Source organism: Parabacteroides sp. MSK.9.14 (genome assembly GCF_019041495.1).
Taxonomy (GTDB): domain Bacteria; phylum Bacteroidota; class Bacteroidia; order Bacteroidales; family Tannerellaceae; genus Parabacteroides; species Parabacteroides merdae.
In genome coordinates this window covers 17,297-35,906 of record NZ_JAHPXO010000014.1, presented here as the reverse complement: position 1 = coordinate 35,906, position 18,610 = coordinate 17,297, and the positions used below count along the sequence as shown (strand labels likewise).

Sequence of the window (18,610 nt, the reverse complement as noted above, 5' to 3'; positions counted from 1 at the left end):
AGTTTCTATTTATATGCTTCAGCTGTTTTCGTTTCACCCGGTTTACAAACAATATCGAGATAACTGAACGGATTACCCAGTTCATCGTTCGTATGCTTGGCATCCATCCCGCTAATCATGGCGACATTACCCGGAAACATGGCTCTCCAAATCAATTCTTTCCCGGACTTGTTCGCGAAGGTACTACTTCCGGCAGATTGATGCAAGATAGATATTTTTCCTGAGAATACAGGAATATTTTCTATCGAAATCCAACGGGTAGCATCCGTAAAGCGCGGAAGGGTGGTAATACGGTTTGCCGTGACATCGGCATCTACGCCGGCAAGTCCACACACAATTCCTTCGATCACACCGCTGGCTACTTCGGGATAATCCCGACGTTCATTCGCATAAAGCTCCTTTAGATAATGATAGCCCATATCCTGCCTGCCGTATTTATAAAAGATCTTCGGATAGTAAGACATGCTTTCCACGTTTGTCTCTTTCTCCGACAGGATCGCCAATAAACGATTGATACGTTCCGGCTTGTCTACGATACCGAACCAAAGAGGAAAAACATTACATCCGCCTTCTTTCAGGTTTTCATTCTCCAACTTATAGGCATAATAGTTTTGAGTCTCTTCATTCCACCAACCGGTATTATATAGGCGGGCATACTCTTCCGCCTTCGACTCATAGTGGAGGGCGGCCTCTTCATTTCCTCCCAGCCGTTGAATCTGTGCATACGATTTCAATCCTCGGTAGATCGTAGCGATCAAATCGCCGGTTACCGTCAGCCCACGAACCGATTCCTCATAAGAAGGGAGCCCACGGAAGGTTTTGAACTTCGGATCGACACGTGCATCGTCTTCGTGCATCACCCCCGGACGTTCCATGATCTTATCCGCCTGCAACTGCCATCTGTCGATATATTCATTGGCCGATAAACGGAAGAACTCTTCAAAACGAGGATCATTGATGTAGACTTCATCTCCTGTCCAGAGGTACAAACGGTAACAAGCGTTCATCACATCGAAGTTCGCATTCAGGTTATACCAGAAATCCTGATCCGAGACATAATCAGCCGAAGCCGGCAGGTTATTCCTGTCTATCTCCCAATAGCTGCAATAGTCCTTCGACTCGGAAATATTCTCGACAAACTTACCCATCATATTCGCATTTTGCCTGCCATGCCCGTTCAGCTCCTCGCCTATACATTGATGAGAGACATCCCGCATGCAGAAAGCCTGGCGATTCGGCAAAGCCGCTTCATACCAAGGTCCGACCGGATCGGAATCCTCCCCGACATACCAATTCGAATTACTTACGGCCCAATCGAAGATCTTCACCAGGGCCGTATCATCGGATGCCACACAAAATGAGGTACGCGCAGCATCCGCTATATCAGGATACATCTCCTGCCCTGGCTGGCCGCAAGCACAACTTAAAACAAGGATAAGAGATAAATATGATAATTTCATTTTTATACGATCATTATGTTATTACAAAAAAAGCGCATCAGAATATCCTCGGATAGTCCTGACGCGCTTTCTCCCTATAATTCAGAACCGGTTATTATTTCCAACCTTCGTTTTGGGTGATACGACCTGGGTTCAAGTCGATCTCTGCTTGCGGAATCGGCCACCAGAAATCTTTTGCCGTATAAGCATCTCGCTCCGCTGGAATCAAAACGGTATGTTTAGGCGTCCCGCTCGAAAAGTCGCGATATTCGATACCTTCGATCGGCTTGTTCATCACATCCAACAAAATGTTCCAGCGACGGATATCGGCAAAACGAAGGCCTTCCTGCGCAAGTTCCACACGTCTTTCGTTGCGAACCAGATCCCGGAGACTACCGTTATAACGTTCGGCTACCATCTTGTCAATATCATTCGTATTACCAGCACGGTCACGAATCACTTTTATCAGGGACTTGGCTTCGTCCGTACTTCCTCCGGTTTCCACCAACGCTTCCGCCCTCAACAGATAAGCTTCCGCATAACGGAAAATTATAAACGAGTTGTAAGTTGTCCATGTTTCTTCTTCCTGACAATATTTTTTCCAAGACAGGCCGGTAGGCGTCTTGTTCCATTCGCCACCGCCGCCTTCTGCCAAGACATCACCTACGCTGACTTCCTTGTCTTGCAAAGCCCCGTAATCCTTGTTAGGATCAAAATAAGTTTTACCATCTTTTTCAACCACATTGTTCGGAATCGTATTAAAATACTTGCCACGCATTTCCATACCCGGAGCATAGATAGTCTGGTAAAAACGGGGATCTTTATTCAGATACGGCATAGTTTCATTTCTCTCGCCCACATATTCAAATGCATCAGCTAATGCCTTCACCGGAGTTGTCACGCAATAACCACCGATAGACTGATTATACCAATTACCCCAACTGTTCGTCGCATCCAATGAATAGCGTCTTACCAGGATCACTTCATCCAAGTCTTCACAACCAGTTACAAACAACTTGTCAAAATCGGCCAGCTGCGGAGCAGATGCAACCAATTGGGCCGTTTCATCCAACGTAATCTGGAAATAAGATTTATCATTCAGATAACCGGCCGCATAAGCAGCAGCACGTGCACGAAGCAAGCGGGCAGCCGGTTTTCCGATCTTCGATTTATTGCTTGGCTTGTCCGGTAATCCGGCAATTGCCTTGTCCAGGTCATCCAGGATAAAATCGAACACTTCCTTCGGGTCCTGTACTTGCTTAACGTTTTCACTTTCCGCTACTGTAGCCGGATTCTCGGTATAAAACATGATATGTCCGAAGATAGAAACCAAATCCAGATAAAAATAGGCACGCAATGTACGAGCTTCACCCAAAACCTGGTTCCGGTTAGCATCGCTTTCCCCGCCCGGCCATTGGTACTTATCAATATTGTTGATTACGTTATTCGCACGCTGGACGGAAATATATCCCTTATCCCATTTGTCAGCCGGGAAAGAAGAGGCTGTACTCCCGATGCCTCGCCCCAAGTCATATCCTCTATTCCAACTATGCGTAACCAAACCATTATCTGTCACGCCATCCATCCACAAATCATAACTTTCGACGTTCAGTCTCTCATACAAGGCGGTCAACGCCTTTTCATAGTCTTCTGCCGACTTGAAATAACCGTCCGCCGTAATAATACCTTCCGGTTCCAGATCAATATTACTGTTACAACCGCCTGCCATACAAAGGGTAAAAGCCAACGCCCCATACAGCAACGATTTCTTATATATTTTCATAATGCTCTATTTATTAGTTTAGATTAAAAGATAATGTTTACACCGAAGTTTACGATTTTCAACGGAGGAAAATCATTGATTCTATCACTTTTTCCTTCTGGGTCCAGACCTTGATACAAACTACTGAATGTAAGCAGGTTCGAGCCAGAAACATACAATCTCAGCTTTGTGATTCTCAGCTTGTCCGTGATACCCTTTGAGAAGGTATAGCCCAACTGGGCGTTTTTCAGACGTAGATAATTTGTCTTTTTCAGGAAGAACGAGTTGTAGGTAGATGCATTCCGGTTATTGGCTGCTTCCAAACGAGGCATTTCGGCATTTCCATTCTGGTTCTCTTCCGTCCATCTGTCGCGGAAATGTACACCGGTGAAGGCCTCATAGCTTGGTCCTTCGATCCATTCCCCATACATCATACGATTCGCGCCGCTTGATCCCTGGAACAGCAAACTCAAATCGAAACCTTTATATTCGCCGCTGATATTCCATCCATATGTGAACTTAGGGATATTGGAGGCAAAGATCTGACGGTCGTCCGGGTCGATCGTTCCATCGTTATTCGTATCGACCAGTTTCACATCGCCGGCATGAAGATCAGACATACCACGCGGGTCCGATTTATATTTGGCACGGTATTCTTCCAATTCCTGTTCGTTCGCGATCAAACCGTCTGCCTGATAGATGTAGAAAGCATTCAAAGGCGAACCGATCGTTTGAATATTATAACCGCTGATATTCTTGTCATCACCACCGCGGTCGATCCATTCGTTCTTGTTATAAGCCAAGTTGAAAGAAGTGTTGAATGTAAACTCTCCGAATGTTTTACGGAAACCGACCATAGCTTCTACACCTGAGTTACGAACCACTCCGGCATTTTGTTCAGGAGCATCCAGACCAATGAAATGAGGGATACCCAGTGCTAACAAAATATCTTTCGTATCTTTTGAGTACCAGTCCAATTCACCATAGATCGTGTTATTTAGGAAACCAAAGTCCAAACCGATATTAGTCTGTTCCACTGTTTCCCAAGTCACATCCGGATTCGCCATCTTCTTCTGGTAAACAGCAGAAACAAGGCTACCGTTCATGACCACATTCGAGGTGTTATACTGAGGCAGATACATGAAGGCATCGATACGCTCGTTACCGGTCTGCCCCCAGGAGGCTCTCAGTTTCAGATTATCCACAAATCCCAGATTTTTCATAAACCCTTCTTCCGAAATACGCCATGCAGCAGAGAAAGACGGGAAAACACCCCACTTATGGCCTTTAGCAAAACGGGAAGAACCATCGGTACGGATATTCGCTTCAAATAAATACTTATCCTTAAATCCGTAGTTTACACGTCCGAAGAAAGAGTTGATACCCCACTTGGTCGGATATCCTTCCGCAAACTGACTACCGGCCGAACCTAAAGAAACGTCCGGTAAAGCATCAGAGATCAAATCTTTACGCTGAGCCATTGAATAATAGTTGCGGTAAGAGATTTGCTCCATACCGTAGAGCAACGCCAAATCATGGTTGTCGCCGAAACGCTTTTTGTAATTGGCCAGGAAACGAAGTGTCATCTGGTAACTGTTGTTACGTGAATCTTTTACACTATTCGGATTATTACGTTGTGTAACCAGTTCACCAGCTTCATTGTAATATTTATAATTCTTATAATGGATCTTTCTTCTGTCCCAGGAACCGTTCAAAGAAGCCATACCCGTAAACACCAAATCCTTGATCGGTTCGAAATCGGCTTTTACCTGCCCATAAACCACATCCATATTATAACGGTCTTCCCCTACGACATCCAAATCCATAAGAGAGATGGCATTTCTATTCTGTTTATCCAAACGGTAATCGCCATTTTCATATCTGACCGGCGATGTGGGCTGCATGCTCCATACATCATACTGCACGCTACCTAAAGATTCCGGCCATAGGCGGTCAACGTGACGATATGTTACGTCACTACTCACCTTCAACATTTTGCCAATATTCAAATCTGTATTTACACGATAACTATAACGCTGATATTCCGTATTTTTAACCAAACCAGGCTGATCTAGATAGTCAAACGAAACCAAATAACGTCCGACTTCACTACCACCCGTCAGGTTTAATGTATGCTGTGTGATATAAGTAGGTTTATACACCTCATTCGCCCAGTTCAGATAAGAATGGTTATACGGATCATCGCCTCTTTCCGTTGCCAGAATATCATCTTCCGAATATTTGATCGAACCACCGGAATTGACTAATGCTTCATTAACCATCGTCATATATTCGCGTGCGGAAACCTGCTCGGCTCTCACCGCCCGGTCTTGGAAACCGATAGTACCGTCATACGATAATTTCACTTTACCTTCCTTACCGCGTTTGGTCGTTACTAGAATTACACCGTGAGCAGCACGTGAACCGTAGATAGAAGCAGATGCGGCATCTTTCAAAACAGAAATATTCTCGATTTCGGAAGAAGGAATCTGGCTCAAAGACATTTCGATACCGTCCACCAATACCAGCGGTTTGGCATTGCCAGTCGTACCGACACCACGCAAGTAGATTTCAGGATCGTCACTACCTGGAGCACCACCACGGTCGACTACTGTGATACCGGGACTCAAACCCTGCAAAGCTTTTGTAGCATTTACCACTGTCATTTTATTGATTTCATCACCTTCCAGCTTTGTAACGGCACCAGTAGTCGTCACTTTACGCTGAACACCGTAACCGACAACAACAACTTCGCTCAATGCTTGGGTATCTTCAACCAACTGGATAGCCAATGTCGACTGGTTACCTACCTTTACTTCCTGCGTATTATAACCGATATAGGATACCTGTACAACCGCACCCGGAGCGACTTCCAGTGTAAACTTGCCATCGATATCAGTGATAATGCCGTTTGTAGTTCCTTTTTCAATCACATTGGCGCCAATAATAGGTTCACCCAGATCGTCCGTAACGACACCCGTAATCGTTTTCTTCTGCTGAGCAATAACCGGAGCAGATGTTTCCTTTGCCTTATAACTCGACAGGACAATATAAGAACCTTTTTGGGAATAATTCAGTCCTAACTGGGTAGAGAGGTTATCCAAAACTTCCTTGATGGACTTACCGACCATATTAACGGATATCCTTTTATTTACATTTACACCGGCATCATAAATGAAAAGATAATCCGTCTGCTTTTCAATAGTATTCAAATAATCTTTCACTGAAAGATTATCACCCTGCAGGGTGATCTTTTGCGATATCGCATTCTCTGCATGCAAGCAGAAAATGGCTGCAAATAATAACATATAGGTTATTCTCATAATCCTAAATAAATGTTTATGTCGTGATTTTAATAAGAGACAAAACCCCGACAAAGGTATTTTATTCATAACTTTGTGATATTTAAAGATTAATACTTGTGTTAGACATGTGTTAGTTGTAAGGCGGTGAATCTCGCACATTCATCGCCTTTTTACATTGTTTTTCGTGTTCCACTTCATTCCATAGGCATTTTCGTTTTTAATTTAAGGTTACACATTTACTTTATATAGATAATCGTATTATCGTCGCTGCGGGAAAAAGTAAAACGCGTACTGCGTTGCAACACCTGCAAAATGAAATCCACCCCGTCCGAAACACGACATTTACCACTACATTTATAGTCATGCAGACTTTTGTTTTGGATTACAATACGGATATCATACGTCTTCTCAAAGCGTTTCATCAAATCGGCAAAACGGATATCCTCAAAGCAAATCAATCCCTCTTTCCAACGATAATCATCCAAGTTACGGATCGATTCCACCACCATTTTACCTCCCGTCCATTCCGCTTTCTGCATCGGAGCAAGCCGGATGGAAGGACCAGGCTCCATTTTATTTGTTAACTCAATGGAACCTTCCAGCAGGGCAGCTGAAAATTCGCAATCCGACTCCGCCTCATTCACCCGAACATTAAACTCCGTCCCCAAAACTTTTATATCACATTTCTTTGTCTGTACGACAAATGGATGTTCCACATCTTTAGATACATCAAAATAGGCTTCACCTTTCAACGACACACGGCGGATATCCTCACTAAAAGAGGCCGGATAAGTCATTTCACTACAAGCATTCAGCCAGACATTCGTCCCGTCGGACAGGGTGAGGTTCGCCCGCTGCCCCGGAGGAACGACGATCTTGTTCATCTCCAATACAGGAGCCGATTTTCCCACATTATTAGATATGTATAGGGCAGACACTAGCAATACGGAAATTGCAGCAGCGATCTTCAGCGATTCTCTGATAACAAAAGGCAGGCTGAAACGGTGACCGGATTGCACCATGCTGCTATTTTTCGTCTTATGCAACAACAGCACATCAAAATATTTCCGCTCCCTTATCAGCTCTTCCCGATTCTTATCAGAAGCATCCACCCAATCGCAAACAGCCTCTTCCTCTTCAAAAGAGGCTGTTCCTGCAAAAAATCGATGTAATACATTTCTGTCCATACGTTATATAAGCACCTCTCGAAAGCAACCCCCTAAAATTTTATCCGAATATTTTCACCTTCCTTTATTTTCCGGTTGCTGATCGTTTTTCCGTCTGCGATAACGGCAACTTGCAGTTGATCGCCAAGACGCTTCACTTCAATATCGAATACTTGATTGAACGCGCAAATCTTACGCAGGTTCATATGATCCCACTCTTGCGGCAGGCGGGGAGTAAAGATAAACGAATTCAGGCCGGTCGGACGAATACCGAACATCCCTTCCGTAATGATACGGCAATACAAACCGCTTTCGGCAGACAGATGGCGCTGGTTGCCTTCCGGCCATGCCTCGATTGCATAAGGGACATGTTCACCCAACAGACGCTGGGAAGAATAGAATCTCAAATAATCGGTAGCCTTCTCCGTCTCACCGCAAGCATACACGCCACGCAACGCATACAAGGTGGAGCGATCCCAGAATGTTTCACTTCCGGCCTGCGTCAGCAAACCGTTCTCCGTCCACAGGCGCGGAGAGAACAACGCCTGGATGGTCGCATCTTTCCGATCCTGTATCCCGACCGTGAGCGGAATGCAGATCCAAGAACGCAGGACATCATTTCCTTCATAATATTTATAGGTATCAAATCCTTCGACGGTCCCGCCGAAATAGCGGTCGATATTTTTCTTCAGGGCTGTAGCCTGGCGAGCATAGGCAGCAACCGGCTTACCTAAATCCTTCCCTAAATAACCTGCTGAGATCAAAGCATCATAATATAAGGAAGAGGTACAAAGATTTGCTTTCCCTGCTGGGAAACGGTTTTCCAGTTCATCCGCATCGGAAGCCACAACACCACTCTCGTTCAAATTGCGCCGACAATATTCCAAGCACCATTCGATCAATGGCCACAACTTTTCGGCTTCTGCCTTATCTCCTTTGGACAAAGCATAACGGGAAGCACCATAAGCGACCATCGCCGCATCGCCACGATCACCGGCTCCTGCCCAAACATCAATGCCTTCCGCTATGATCGAGCTAGGCAACGGCTTGTATTCCGGATTCATGAAGCGGGCAAAATGTTCATACGAGCACAGTGCGGAACGGTTTCCGACCTCATATCCCAAATAAGGGAAGAAAGGGTTGATATATTCCGCCTGGTCGTTTGCCCAGATAGCAGCATAGTAGGATTCGCCTCCGGGGCCATGCATAAGGCCTCCTTTCGTATCGTAAATACTTTCCGCTCCACGGATTTTTGCAAAGGCGAACATTGTATTGATGACAGGATCGGGCGTATCCAGAACCAGGTTATCCCAGAATCCGGCAATCAAATCCTGCCGGGCCTGTAATTCCCGGTCAATATCTAACGATAGCTCGCGCTCATCCTTTTTGTATCCGGCAAAAGTCGCACTGAACGTCAACTCCTCACCAGGTTGCAACTGACGAGCCACCTGTCCGTTGATAGTCGAAACTAATTTATAGCTGCCATCCACCCCTTTCGCGGCATCTGTCTCGACAACAGAGCGTGAAGAAGGGATTTCCACCGATATCGCAGATTCACCTATATTCCGTAAAATATATTTTTCACAAAAAGCCGGATTCGAAACGGAAGGAAACAAGATACGTGTCAAGCCGAGTTTTCCCTTACGGGGAAGTGTGTATTCGCTCTGGACGACCATCGTGCCGTTCAACGTAACCTCCTTTACTTTCTCATTCAGCAAAGACTGCCCGTTTACCTCGACCATATCCGTCACGTTCCAGGCAAAACGACGCATCAAGCTGGCATGAGTATTATTCGGAATCGTGCGTAGCATCGGCCATACCATACTTCTGTTCAGCATAAAGGCGCCGTTTGCATCGACTCCGTAGCGAAGCACGGTCGAAACTCTCAACCCACTCATTTCAATATGATCCTCATGCGGAACCCGCTCATCCACCTGCCAGGTAATACCACCGGCAGAATTAATAGCCCAGCGATCGGCTGCCGATACGGAGAGGCAGCTAATCCATAAAAAAGATAAAAGGCAGTAAATCTGTTTTCTCATGTTACTTAATCAATAATGTGTTTTTCAAATTTCTTTTATAATAAGCACCTCAAAAGAGATATCCCCTAAAAAAATATCATTTTTTCTGAAATACTTTTGTTTCACATGAACAAAACAATCGTCATATAATCCTTCAACTTCACTTTCAATATCTTCAATGCTTTGGATATGTGGAACTCCACACTCTTGACGGAAAGCGAGAAATAGGCAGCGATTTCCGGGTATGTTTTATTTTCATAGCGGCTCATGATAAAGATCCGGCGGGTTTTGTCGGACATCATTGCCAATGCCTCATCCACGAGCCGTCCGGCCTCCGAACTGAAAATTTCCTGAGGATCGCAGGCTTCAAGGGTGGCAATCCTCAGACTATTCACCCGTTGCTGATGCTCCTGGATACGTTGTTCCACATCTTCGCGGACACGAAGATGACGAAGGTAATTCAGACATTTATGTTTGATCGCTTCCAGGATATAGGCTGGAATATTCGAATCGGAAGAAAGAGAATGGCGATTTTCCCAATAATACATGATTCCCTCAACAGCAATATCTTCCGCTGCCGCTTCATCTTGCAGGTACGTATTGGCGAAACGCACAAACAATCCGTGGTAATCGGCAAACAATTTATTAAAAGCTTTTATCTCCGAGGCTGTTTCCATAATGTCTCTTTTCGCCGATAAAGATAGTACAAAAAACGCTGTTTCCAGACTGTTATTTTAGAAAAACAATCTGAAAACAACGTTTATATCTCCTCTCTCGTTTATGCGAATCAGAAACCCATGTTTTCAACCGCTTATTTTACTTTTTCGAACCAAGGCAGGCGTTCCAGAGGAGCTGTCACTTCAATCGTTTTCGGTCCCTTGAACTTCTTACCCGTATCGTCTACCCATACACCTTCTGGCAGCATCACTTTGCGCGTGTGTTCCTTGGTCAGTACCGGGGCAACCAGATATCTGTCACCCAACATGAACTGATCCTTGCAATCAACGAACCCCTGGTGCGGAAACGCATATTCCATATGCCGGATGATCGGCTCACCGGTCTTTGCGGCATGATACGCCTGTTCCAGAATATATGCTCCCATCTTCTCATGCAGACGGGCATAATCACGGCAAATCGCCAGATGCTTTTCATCGAGGATGCGCCAAGGAGCCACCGAGAATTGCATCATCGGCATCAAGGCATGTACCTGGCAGGAACGCACGATCAACTCTTGATCGAGCTTCGTCTGGTCTACTCCCAGGAAAGAGGCGAACTGGCCTCCGCCGATCATATCCGGACAGGCATAGGCATATCCCAGCAAACCGGCAGCAATCATATCAGGGATCAGCAGGCCGACCGCATTCCAAGAGTAATCTTTATCACCCAGACGCTGAACCAGCGCTTCACCTCCCATCTTCCATCCGGCACGATATTCGTTAAACGGGAAATCCAACCCGATCTTCGCCCAATACCGGCACATATCCACTGAAGTAGCCGACTTATCGTAAAACTCCAGTTCCGGATCGTTATAATGACCGATATCACCGGCATCAAACTTGAAACCATCCGCCCCATATTTCTCCTGCATGCCGCGCAATTGTTGTTTCAGATGTTCGGCAGCGGCCGGATTGCTAAGGTCATAGCAGGCACTATAACCGTTCCACCACGGAATGATGGCCGCTTCATTCGTCCCCCTTTTTTTGATCAGGAATCCTTTCTGCTGAAGCTCACGAAACTCCGGGCTATCCGGACTGACGAACGGGCAAATCCAGAACATGATCTTGAATCCCTGTCTGTGCAGACGATCAATCATTCCTTTCGGATCAGGAAAACGTTCGGGTTTAAAGTCGAAATTGCCATAATATTTCTGCCAGTTGTCATCCACCATGAACACGCCGACCGGAAAATCATTCTCCAATACATGACCCGCATATTTCAGGATATCCTCCTGATTCTGGTTATACATCAGTTCGATCCAGGTATTATACTGCGGCATGGAAAAGAACAACGGATCCGGCAAATCACCGGAAGGTGGGAAATGTTTGGCAGAAGCAGCCATATAAGCATCCTTCAACGTACGGCCCGCCAATACCGGCTCCATCTTCTCATAATCGGAATACAAACGCAACTCTCCATTCTCGACCTGAAAAGAAAACGGCTTGTCACTCCAAATATACCGTCCCTCCGAAGAAAGCAGAAGCGGCACGTTCTGATTGTTCAGGTTCTCGGCAGAGAGGTCGAACAAACGCAAGTCACCTTCAAAAGGCATCTTCGATCCCAAGCCGACTGCACCGCCCCACCATTTCTCTCCTTCGAGAGACGTTATTTTCGATTCGTACTTGCTCGCAGCAAAGCAGGGCAATGCCAAGAGAACCAAGAAAAGGAGACAGATTGATTTACGTGTCATAATATATTCAATGTTGTTATGTTATTTGCCGAATATTTCCACAAATATACGTTTTACTGTCGAAATACAATCTCCTTCCGGTTCGCTCGAATAAACATTTGTTGCTTTCGTCCAGCGTTCCTCGATTGCATAAAAGTCGATAGCCGCCGTTTTTCTGCCATCCAAAAGCCGAGTCTGATAATCGAACCAGGTTTTCCAGCGCATATAATAGAAATCTTTCAGGATACCATTCCATTCGCGATGGGCATAATCGCGCAAGCCGCCTTCGTCGGCCGCCAATCGGTTACCCCAAGTCGTAATCTGTACACGGGCATTCCACTCGTACAATTCCTTTTCTTCAGGAGTACCTCCGAGGCTGCGGGCACGAGCGATCCAGGTTCCAACCTTAAATTCAGGACGCGTTGCCAGCAATTCGTCCTGCAACAGGATCAAACGCAGGAAACGGTCGGAAGCATCCTTATACAACTTTTTGTCGCCAGCGGCAAAAGCGGCCTCAACAACCTTCTCCGTAAGACGTCCTTTCTCGGCGATCGCCTGGCGGACGATATCGACCAAATCATACTCGAAATTATTGTTTCCCTTGAACTCATCGGCTACAGACACCATCATAGCGGCAGCACGAATCACATCGTTCGGATCATAATAGTCTTTCATCTCCGACCAGCTTGAAACCTGATACGGATGTTCGGTAGGACGGGCACAGAATACAGATTCATGAGTTCCCTGCTGCGTATTTGCATCCGGACAGTTATAGATGGAATTGCTCAACAGTATCCAAGCGTCCTGCACCGTGGGATTGCTCTTTCCGTAACGGGCAACCGTATACTCCCTCAACCACTGATCCTTGTCGAAACGCTGCGGACACCAAGGCAGTTCCGTCAACAGTTCGAACATGACCGGGTTGTTTTCGCTCCCCTCCATCGTCATGCCGACTCCTTTCAGCGTTTTACCGAACGGACTTTCCTTCGCCTTATAGAACTCGTCGATCACGTGCTTCAGCTTCCCGTGTAATCCAACGTTCCCACCATAGTTCAGCAACATACAATAAATCCAGTCATGCTGTCCGAACCCGTCCTTCCGGTACCAAGTAGATGCAGGATCTCCCCACTGCGGACGGCTTTCCGCGAACAGATCCAACACGATCAGATCTCCCGCCTCCAAATTTCCGATCATCTGCGGACGCGGGTTCGCCTGCCATGCCTGAGCCACCCAGACAGCTTTCGGATTATTTTTCTTCATTGCCTGCATAATGGCCTTTCCAGCTGCATCCAGATCCACGCCGGCCACACTTCCGCCTTCATGGAACGGGTCCATACTGTAATAGTCCGCTTTGCCGTACAGCTTGTTCATCTCCTTATAATATAAGGAAGCGATCTCCTCGAAACGCGGATCTGTCGGTTGCAAAAATGCCGGACGGCGATATCCGTTCCATAATCCCGGATCAGAGACATTCAAACCTAACTTCTCTTTTGCATTATGAGGAACCATACCGGAGTATCCGGGGAATACCGGTTCGATACCATATTCACGCATCCGCTTCACGATCCGTTTCTGCAAAGCGATCTGCTGCTTATACCAACTATCCGGATTCGGGCCGCCCCAACCTTCCAAGTTGTTCATCAACCACCAAGCCTGGAAACCGGGACCGGCTACAAAATCGTTGATTTCTTCCTTCGTATAGCCTAACTTGCTCAGCACATTGTACCAAACGCCATCCGTCCCGACCATCGCCAATGGCAAGTTAATGCCATGCAACGCCATCCAGTCGATCTCTTTCTCCCAACGCGTCCAATCCCAAAAGGCCATCGTATAAGAGAAGGTACAATAGTTGAAGTCATAGCGGTATTTCATATCCGTCTCATGACGTTCTTTCTGCTTCACTGCCGGCAATACCTCCGGCAATTCGGCCTGCATGCCATTCCAGGAAAGATGAATTCCGACATGATATTTCAGATACCAGTTCAGCCCGGTCGCGATACTCACATAATTATTACCCCGGATCACGACCTTGTCACCTTTCTGGTCGAGTTCGAAAAAATCGACAGGAGATTTCACCTGTTCAATCATAAATTTACGCGACGCACCTTTGTCGATACGTTCCAGCAACCCTTCGATAGGGGAAGCCGCTTTTACGACAAGCGCAACCAGCAACATGCCGAGGATATGGATGATTTTCATTTGACAGAGATTTTATTCATTAAGATATTGACGCCATACTTTCCGTCAGGAGACACCCACCACTGCGTATCGCCGTTTGCACAACGGATCGCAAAACGATTGTCATACTGCAAACGGGCGGAGCCGTCGGGAATCCATAGGCCGAGGCTGTACATTCCCTTTGCCAGACCAAGCGGAATCTGCAAGTCGGTAGAAATCGTATGCAGGAGCGGAGTGCAGGAGCTGTCGCCCGTTTCATACGGTTGCCAGTCATTCACATTCGCATCCGTCAAGGCGACATGGCAAACCTTACCGGACTCGTCAATCAAGACCAGATAGACAGGATGTTCATTAAACAAAGTCGAGAAACCGCGGTTTATCAAAGATATTTCGACAGGATTAGCCTGTCCGGCAAGCAAAACCGCCGGAGCCGTCATCTCCTGCAACTCGATACGGTAACCGAGATGGTCCCGGATATAATCGAATACATTCCGTTCCGCTACAGAGCCATCTTTCCTGATGAAATACCCATCCGACACCGGCATCTTGTTCTCCCGCAGGAATTCTGTGGAAACAGGAGTTTCCTTCCAGTACATCATCGAATACTTATCTTTCGTATTCTTTTCCTTATAGTTATGAATCACGCTAAGAGAAGTGAAATGTTGCAGGAACAGGCGGCGTGCCGTTTGCAATCCATCAATGATCCACCCGGCTTCAGGATTATCGGGGTCCTCATTCATGCTCCAGGTTCCCCAAGGTAATTCTCCGTCGACCGGAAAACAAGGAGACTCACGCACAATCTGCTCATAAGCAGGCGTACCTTCTGACATTCCGCCATCCCACTGATGCTTTTTGATCACAATAAAGTCGTCATGGAAAGAAATCCGTTTATAATCATTAGAAGCCGTATCCAGCAGGTTCTTATATTCGGGAACCCGTATCTGGACAGCCCGTCCTTCCGGTGTCATCCGGCAGATATGTTGCAAAATAGTCCGTTTCGTATCGTCCGACTTTTCGAGACCATGAAAAGAACTGTGCCATTCTCCCCAAGCACCGATCATGCCAGCCTGTACAACCTGAATCACATCCTTATTCTCTTCAAGGAAAGGCTTGAGCTGTTCCGTATGGCGAATGATGTCTTCCAATGTAGGACCAGTAGCCGCCCGCCCCAAAAACTGGGTTTCATAAGCAAAACGGAGGACCGCTTTCTTGCCTAAGGACCTTAATTTGTCAAAGAAAATACCCATTGTCCGAAAATCCTCTCCTGTCAACTCTTTTCCGACTGCTCCCGTCAAATAGAAGTAGGTCTGAACCAGTGATACGCTATCGGAAGCATAGAGTTCGGACTGTTCTTCCAGATAAGAAGTGATATCAGGATATTCTTCGGGAGCCCAGACATAGTTCTTTTCCGTTACATCCAGTGCCACTTCAAGTCGGAATCCTCTTTCGGGGTTATACAGCCCTTCCATTCCAGCCGGATCATCCGCATAAATACCCCGGAAAGTACGATGCTGCACCCCGGAATCGCAAGAGGTGAAAAATCCAAGCATCAATGCGGAAACCAGCATAAAGGTCGCAATGTTTTTCATATCAATCGTTTTTAGTTGTTGTTATAATCAATGTAGCCTCCTGCCCTTTCAGCAAGCCATCCGGCAGACCGGTAATCTTCCCATTCACGATAACTGTTCCGGCATCCTGAACCAAGCGCAAAGCTTTATCATCCAACGGTTCCCATTCCACAAACTGCTGTGTTACCGTCCCGTCGTTATAATGCACATTTACAAACGAAGGCGTGTATAACAACTCGCGTGTCACATGTCCGTCAATATCGCGCAAGGTAGCTTTTCCTTCGGATACCTGCAAGCGTGCCGGCTCGATAGAAGTGATGCGTAACTCATTTTCCGGTACTGCCTGACAGCCTTCGGGTATCTTCTTGTACATGCGGATATAGTCGATATCGAAACTCTTCGGATACGGGACGGAAGGATCGTAAGTCCCTGTCCAGCCGTTCTTCGCTTTCCGATTGTCATAGAAAGAGATAATCTGAACCAGCGGATAAGTGATCGTCGCCTTATGCGTCATCACCTGTATGCCATCCACATACACAGTCACACCTTCCGGTGTCCAGTCGAAGCCATATACATGAAACTCTTCCGCCAATTTCTTATTAGCGAACCAAGGATGTTCCGTGTGATACTGGATCGTCGAGTCTTTCCAGCTGTGTACGGTAGACCAGATACGATTGACATCAGTCCCCAATATTTCAAAGATATCGATCTCGCAACTTTGGTTCGGATCATCTTCAAACCCGATCAACCACCAGGCACAATGCACCCCGCCCCCAGCTTGCATCTTGGCACGCATTTCATAATAGCCATACTGGTTTATTTGTGTAGCTTCCGTCTTGATCGAATGAAGGGCTTTCCTTTTCGGATCATAGTGATGCATACCGGTGCGGCTGGCACTCATAAAACCTGATATATACATTCCCTTATCAAACTCATTTTTTGAATCCCGGTCGATCGTCAACCGGACCACCCCGTCTTTCATCTCATACGTCGGTGTACAGACAGTCCGGTCTTTCGGCCAAGAAGGCAGATACTCAGGAATCCATTTCGTCCGGTCGATCTCTTTCCCTTCAAACTCATCGTGAAAAATCAAACGGTAACCCTCTTTCTCCAACGGGCTGGCGGGATAATCCTGCGCCTGTATGTTCTGTAAGCCGACCTGCAAAAGGAAACAGGCAAGAAGTGTACTGAATAGATATTTATTGCTCATGATATTTATTTGTTAACGGAGAGAAAAAAGGCCGCAAATGAAGCGGCCCTTTCTCAATTTAAATATAGACTCTAAAAGAATCGGATCAATAACCTGGATTCTGAACGATTTTGCCCTTACCTTCGTTGATTACAGCTTGAGGCAGCGGGAATAAAACAAACTCATCTTTAGTCGTCGTACAACCACGGTCTCTTGCATTCTGGATAAACTGTCCGTGACGGATCAGGTCGGAACGGCGGACACCTTCGAACCAAAGCTCATGCCCTCTTTCATCCAATACTTTCTGCAAGAAATCGTCTACTCCTTTTACATCACCCATTGTATATGGATTCAGCTTGGCACGTACACGAACTTGATTCAACAGATCCAGTGCTTCGGAAGTTACGGCATTTCCCTTACGAACAATTGCTTCAGAAAGCAAAGTCAGGACGTCTGCGTAACGGTAAACAACCAAGTCGATCTGGCTGCCGTCTCCTGTAGATTCGGGGTCTTCACCATATTTTACAGGTACAGCTCCAGAATAAAGGTTACCATGTTTGGCGATATCAGACTCTTCATTAAACAATACACCATCAGTACCTACATATTCGCCAACCAAAACAGACAGACGGTCATCACCTTCCTCAAAAGTACGGTAGAAAGGCCAAGGGACTTTATAACCATCCCATTTCTGGATAGAAGCATTCTTAGTCGGGTAGTTTCCCGGTAAAGCATGGTCATGCCACAACTGAAGATTTGTACCTCTTTCTTCCGTACAAGCAAAGATAATTTCCTTGTTCCCTTCATTTTCAAGCGTAAAGATATCTGCATATCTGTCCATCAATCCATAACCGTATTCGGCTTTCAACAATTCACGGCCGCATTCTTCCGCTTTCGCCCAATTCTTCTCATGCATGTAATACTTCATTAGAATCGTATACGCCAAACCTTTATCAAAGCGTCCGAACTGTGTCGTACGGGTAGGCAAGCCTTTCAATGATTCAGTCAATTCCGTTTCAATGAAATTTGTCATCTCTTCTTGAGTCGCACGCGGCTCAATTACTTCATCCAACGGATTCTTCAAATCTTCCAGTGTCGGAATTGGAATAGGCCCATAGAAATCATACAATAAAAATGCCAGCCAACCACGGCCTAAATGAGTTTCAGCCATCAGTAAAGCCTTCTTCTCGTCACTCATTTCTACATTTGAGATACGATCCAATGTCAATGTCATTGTACCCAAATATTTGGCATAATCCGTATAATTGAGAGTCGTATAAGAATGATTCGGAGTCCAGTTATGAGTTGTCAGCGGAATCCAGCTATCATTCACCCAACAACAAACAGCAATATCGGTTGACATATCACCAATAACCTGGAAACTGTGAGCCGTACTGAATACACCGCTATATTCCGCACTACGGAAAGGAGCATAAACACCTCCCACAACAAGCGCCTCCGCATCCTTTTCATTCGTCGGGAAAAAATCCGGATTGATCGCATCATATCTTTCCGAATCCAAATTAGTACATGAGGCCAATGCGCAACAGCACATTACTGTATATAATAATTTCTTCATGACTTTATCTTTATTTT

Annotated in this window: 11 protein-coding genes; all 11 read right to left on the bottom strand. The window is 46.0% G+C overall.

Annotated elements, in window-relative coordinates:
- Window positions 1–5 precede the first annotated feature (5 nt).
- The 11 genes from KTG12_RS09240 to KTG12_RS09190 all read right to left on the bottom strand — a co-directional run bounded on the left by KTG12_RS09240 (window position 6) and on the right by KTG12_RS09190 (window position 18,593).
- Window positions 6–1,460 carry a trehalase family glycosidase gene (locus KTG12_RS09240; protein WP_022322540.1) on the bottom strand — a complete coding sequence of 485 codons (1,455 nt, stop codon included), beginning with the start codon at window positions 1,458–1,460 and terminating at the stop codon, window positions 6–8.
- Between the two features lie 94 nt (window positions 1,461–1,554).
- On the bottom strand, window positions 1,555–3,222 hold the full coding sequence (locus KTG12_RS09235) for a RagB/SusD family nutrient uptake outer membrane protein (protein WP_022322541.1): 1,668 nt from the start codon (window positions 3,220–3,222) through the stop codon (window positions 1,555–1,557).
- Window positions 3,223–3,245: 23 nt separating this feature from the next.
- A complete protein-coding gene (locus KTG12_RS09230) occupies window positions 3,246–6,524 on the bottom strand; it encodes a TonB-dependent receptor (RefSeq protein ID WP_229032776.1) in 3,279 nt (1,092 codons plus the stop codon).
- 218 nt (window positions 6,525–6,742) lie between these two features.
- Entirely contained in the window at window positions 6,743–7,693 is a 951-nt protein-coding gene (locus KTG12_RS09225) for a FecR family protein (protein ID WP_046451720.1), read from the bottom strand.
- Window positions 7,694–7,725: 32 nt separating this feature from the next.
- Entirely contained in the window at window positions 7,726–9,714 is a 1,989-nt protein-coding gene (locus KTG12_RS09220; protein WP_138273272.1) for a hypothetical protein, read from the bottom strand.
- A 101-nt stretch (window positions 9,715–9,815) separates the two neighbouring features.
- Entirely contained in the window at window positions 9,816–10,370 is a 555-nt protein-coding gene (locus tag KTG12_RS09215; protein WP_005633485.1) for an RNA polymerase sigma-70 factor, read from the bottom strand.
- Window positions 10,371–10,504: 134 nt separating this feature from the next.
- Entirely contained in the window at window positions 10,505–12,100 is a 1,596-nt protein-coding gene (locus tag KTG12_RS09210; protein ID WP_005633487.1) for a glycoside hydrolase family 31 protein, read from the bottom strand.
- Window positions 12,101–12,121: 21 nt separating this feature from the next.
- On the bottom strand, window positions 12,122–14,278 hold the full coding sequence (locus KTG12_RS09205) for an alpha-N-acetylglucosaminidase (RefSeq protein ID WP_005633489.1): 2,157 nt from the start codon (window positions 14,276–14,278) through the stop codon (window positions 12,122–12,124).
- A complete protein-coding gene (locus KTG12_RS09200) occupies window positions 14,275–15,846 on the bottom strand; it encodes a DUF4832 domain-containing protein (RefSeq protein ID WP_005633492.1) in 1,572 nt (523 codons plus the stop codon). Before KTG12_RS09200 ends, KTG12_RS09205 begins: the two co-directional genes overlap by 4 nt.
- Before the next feature lies 1 nt (window position 15,847).
- The gene (locus KTG12_RS09195) at window positions 15,848–17,035 is read right to left on the bottom strand and encodes a family 16 glycosylhydrolase (protein ID WP_005633494.1); all 1,188 of its coding nucleotides are present in this window, start codon (window positions 17,033–17,035) and stop codon (window positions 15,848–15,850) included.
- 85 nt (window positions 17,036–17,120) lie between these two features.
- Window positions 17,121–18,593: a RagB/SusD family nutrient uptake outer membrane protein gene (locus tag KTG12_RS09190; protein WP_005649674.1), complete on the bottom strand. Its 1,473-nt coding sequence runs from the start codon at window positions 18,591–18,593 to the stop codon at window positions 17,121–17,123.
- Window positions 18,594–18,610 lie beyond the last annotated feature (17 nt).

What these genes read in the sequence shown, in the direction of transcription:
- KTG12_RS09240 (WP_022322540.1), bottom strand. Translation starts at nt 1,460, where the DNA reads ATGAAATTATCATATTTATCTCTTATCCTTGTTTTAAGTTGTGCTTGC.
- KTG12_RS09235 (WP_022322541.1), bottom strand. Translation starts at nt 3,222, where the DNA reads ATGAAAATATATAAGAAATCGTTGCTGTATGGGGCGTTGGCTTTTACC.
- KTG12_RS09230 (WP_229032776.1), bottom strand. Translation starts at nt 6,524, where the DNA reads ATGAGAATAACCTATATGTTATTATTTGCAGCCATTTTCTGCTTGCAT.
- KTG12_RS09225 (WP_046451720.1), bottom strand. Translation starts at nt 7,693, where the DNA reads ATGGACAGAAATGTATTACATCGATTTTTTGCAGGAACAGCCTCTTTT.
- KTG12_RS09220 (WP_138273272.1), bottom strand. Translation starts at nt 9,714, where the DNA reads ATGAGAAAACAGATTTACTGCCTTTTATCTTTTTTATGGATTAGCTGC.
- KTG12_RS09215 (WP_005633485.1), bottom strand. Translation starts at nt 10,370, where the DNA reads ATGGAAACAGCCTCGGAGATAAAAGCTTTTAATAAATTGTTTGCCGAT.
- KTG12_RS09210 (WP_005633487.1), bottom strand. Translation starts at nt 12,100, where the DNA reads ATGACACGTAAATCAATCTGTCTCCTTTTCTTGGTTCTCTTGGCATTG.
- KTG12_RS09205 (WP_005633489.1), bottom strand. Translation starts at nt 14,278, where the DNA reads ATGAAAATCATCCATATCCTCGGCATGTTGCTGGTTGCGCTTGTCGTA.
- KTG12_RS09200 (WP_005633492.1), bottom strand. Translation starts at nt 15,846, where the DNA reads ATGAAAAACATTGCGACCTTTATGCTGGTTTCCGCATTGATGCTTGGA.
- KTG12_RS09195 (WP_005633494.1), bottom strand. Translation starts at nt 17,035, where the DNA reads ATGAGCAATAAATATCTATTCAGTACACTTCTTGCCTGTTTCCTTTTG.
- KTG12_RS09190 (WP_005649674.1), bottom strand. Translation starts at nt 18,593, where the DNA reads ATGAAGAAATTATTATATACAGTAATGTGCTGTTGCGCATTGGCCTCA.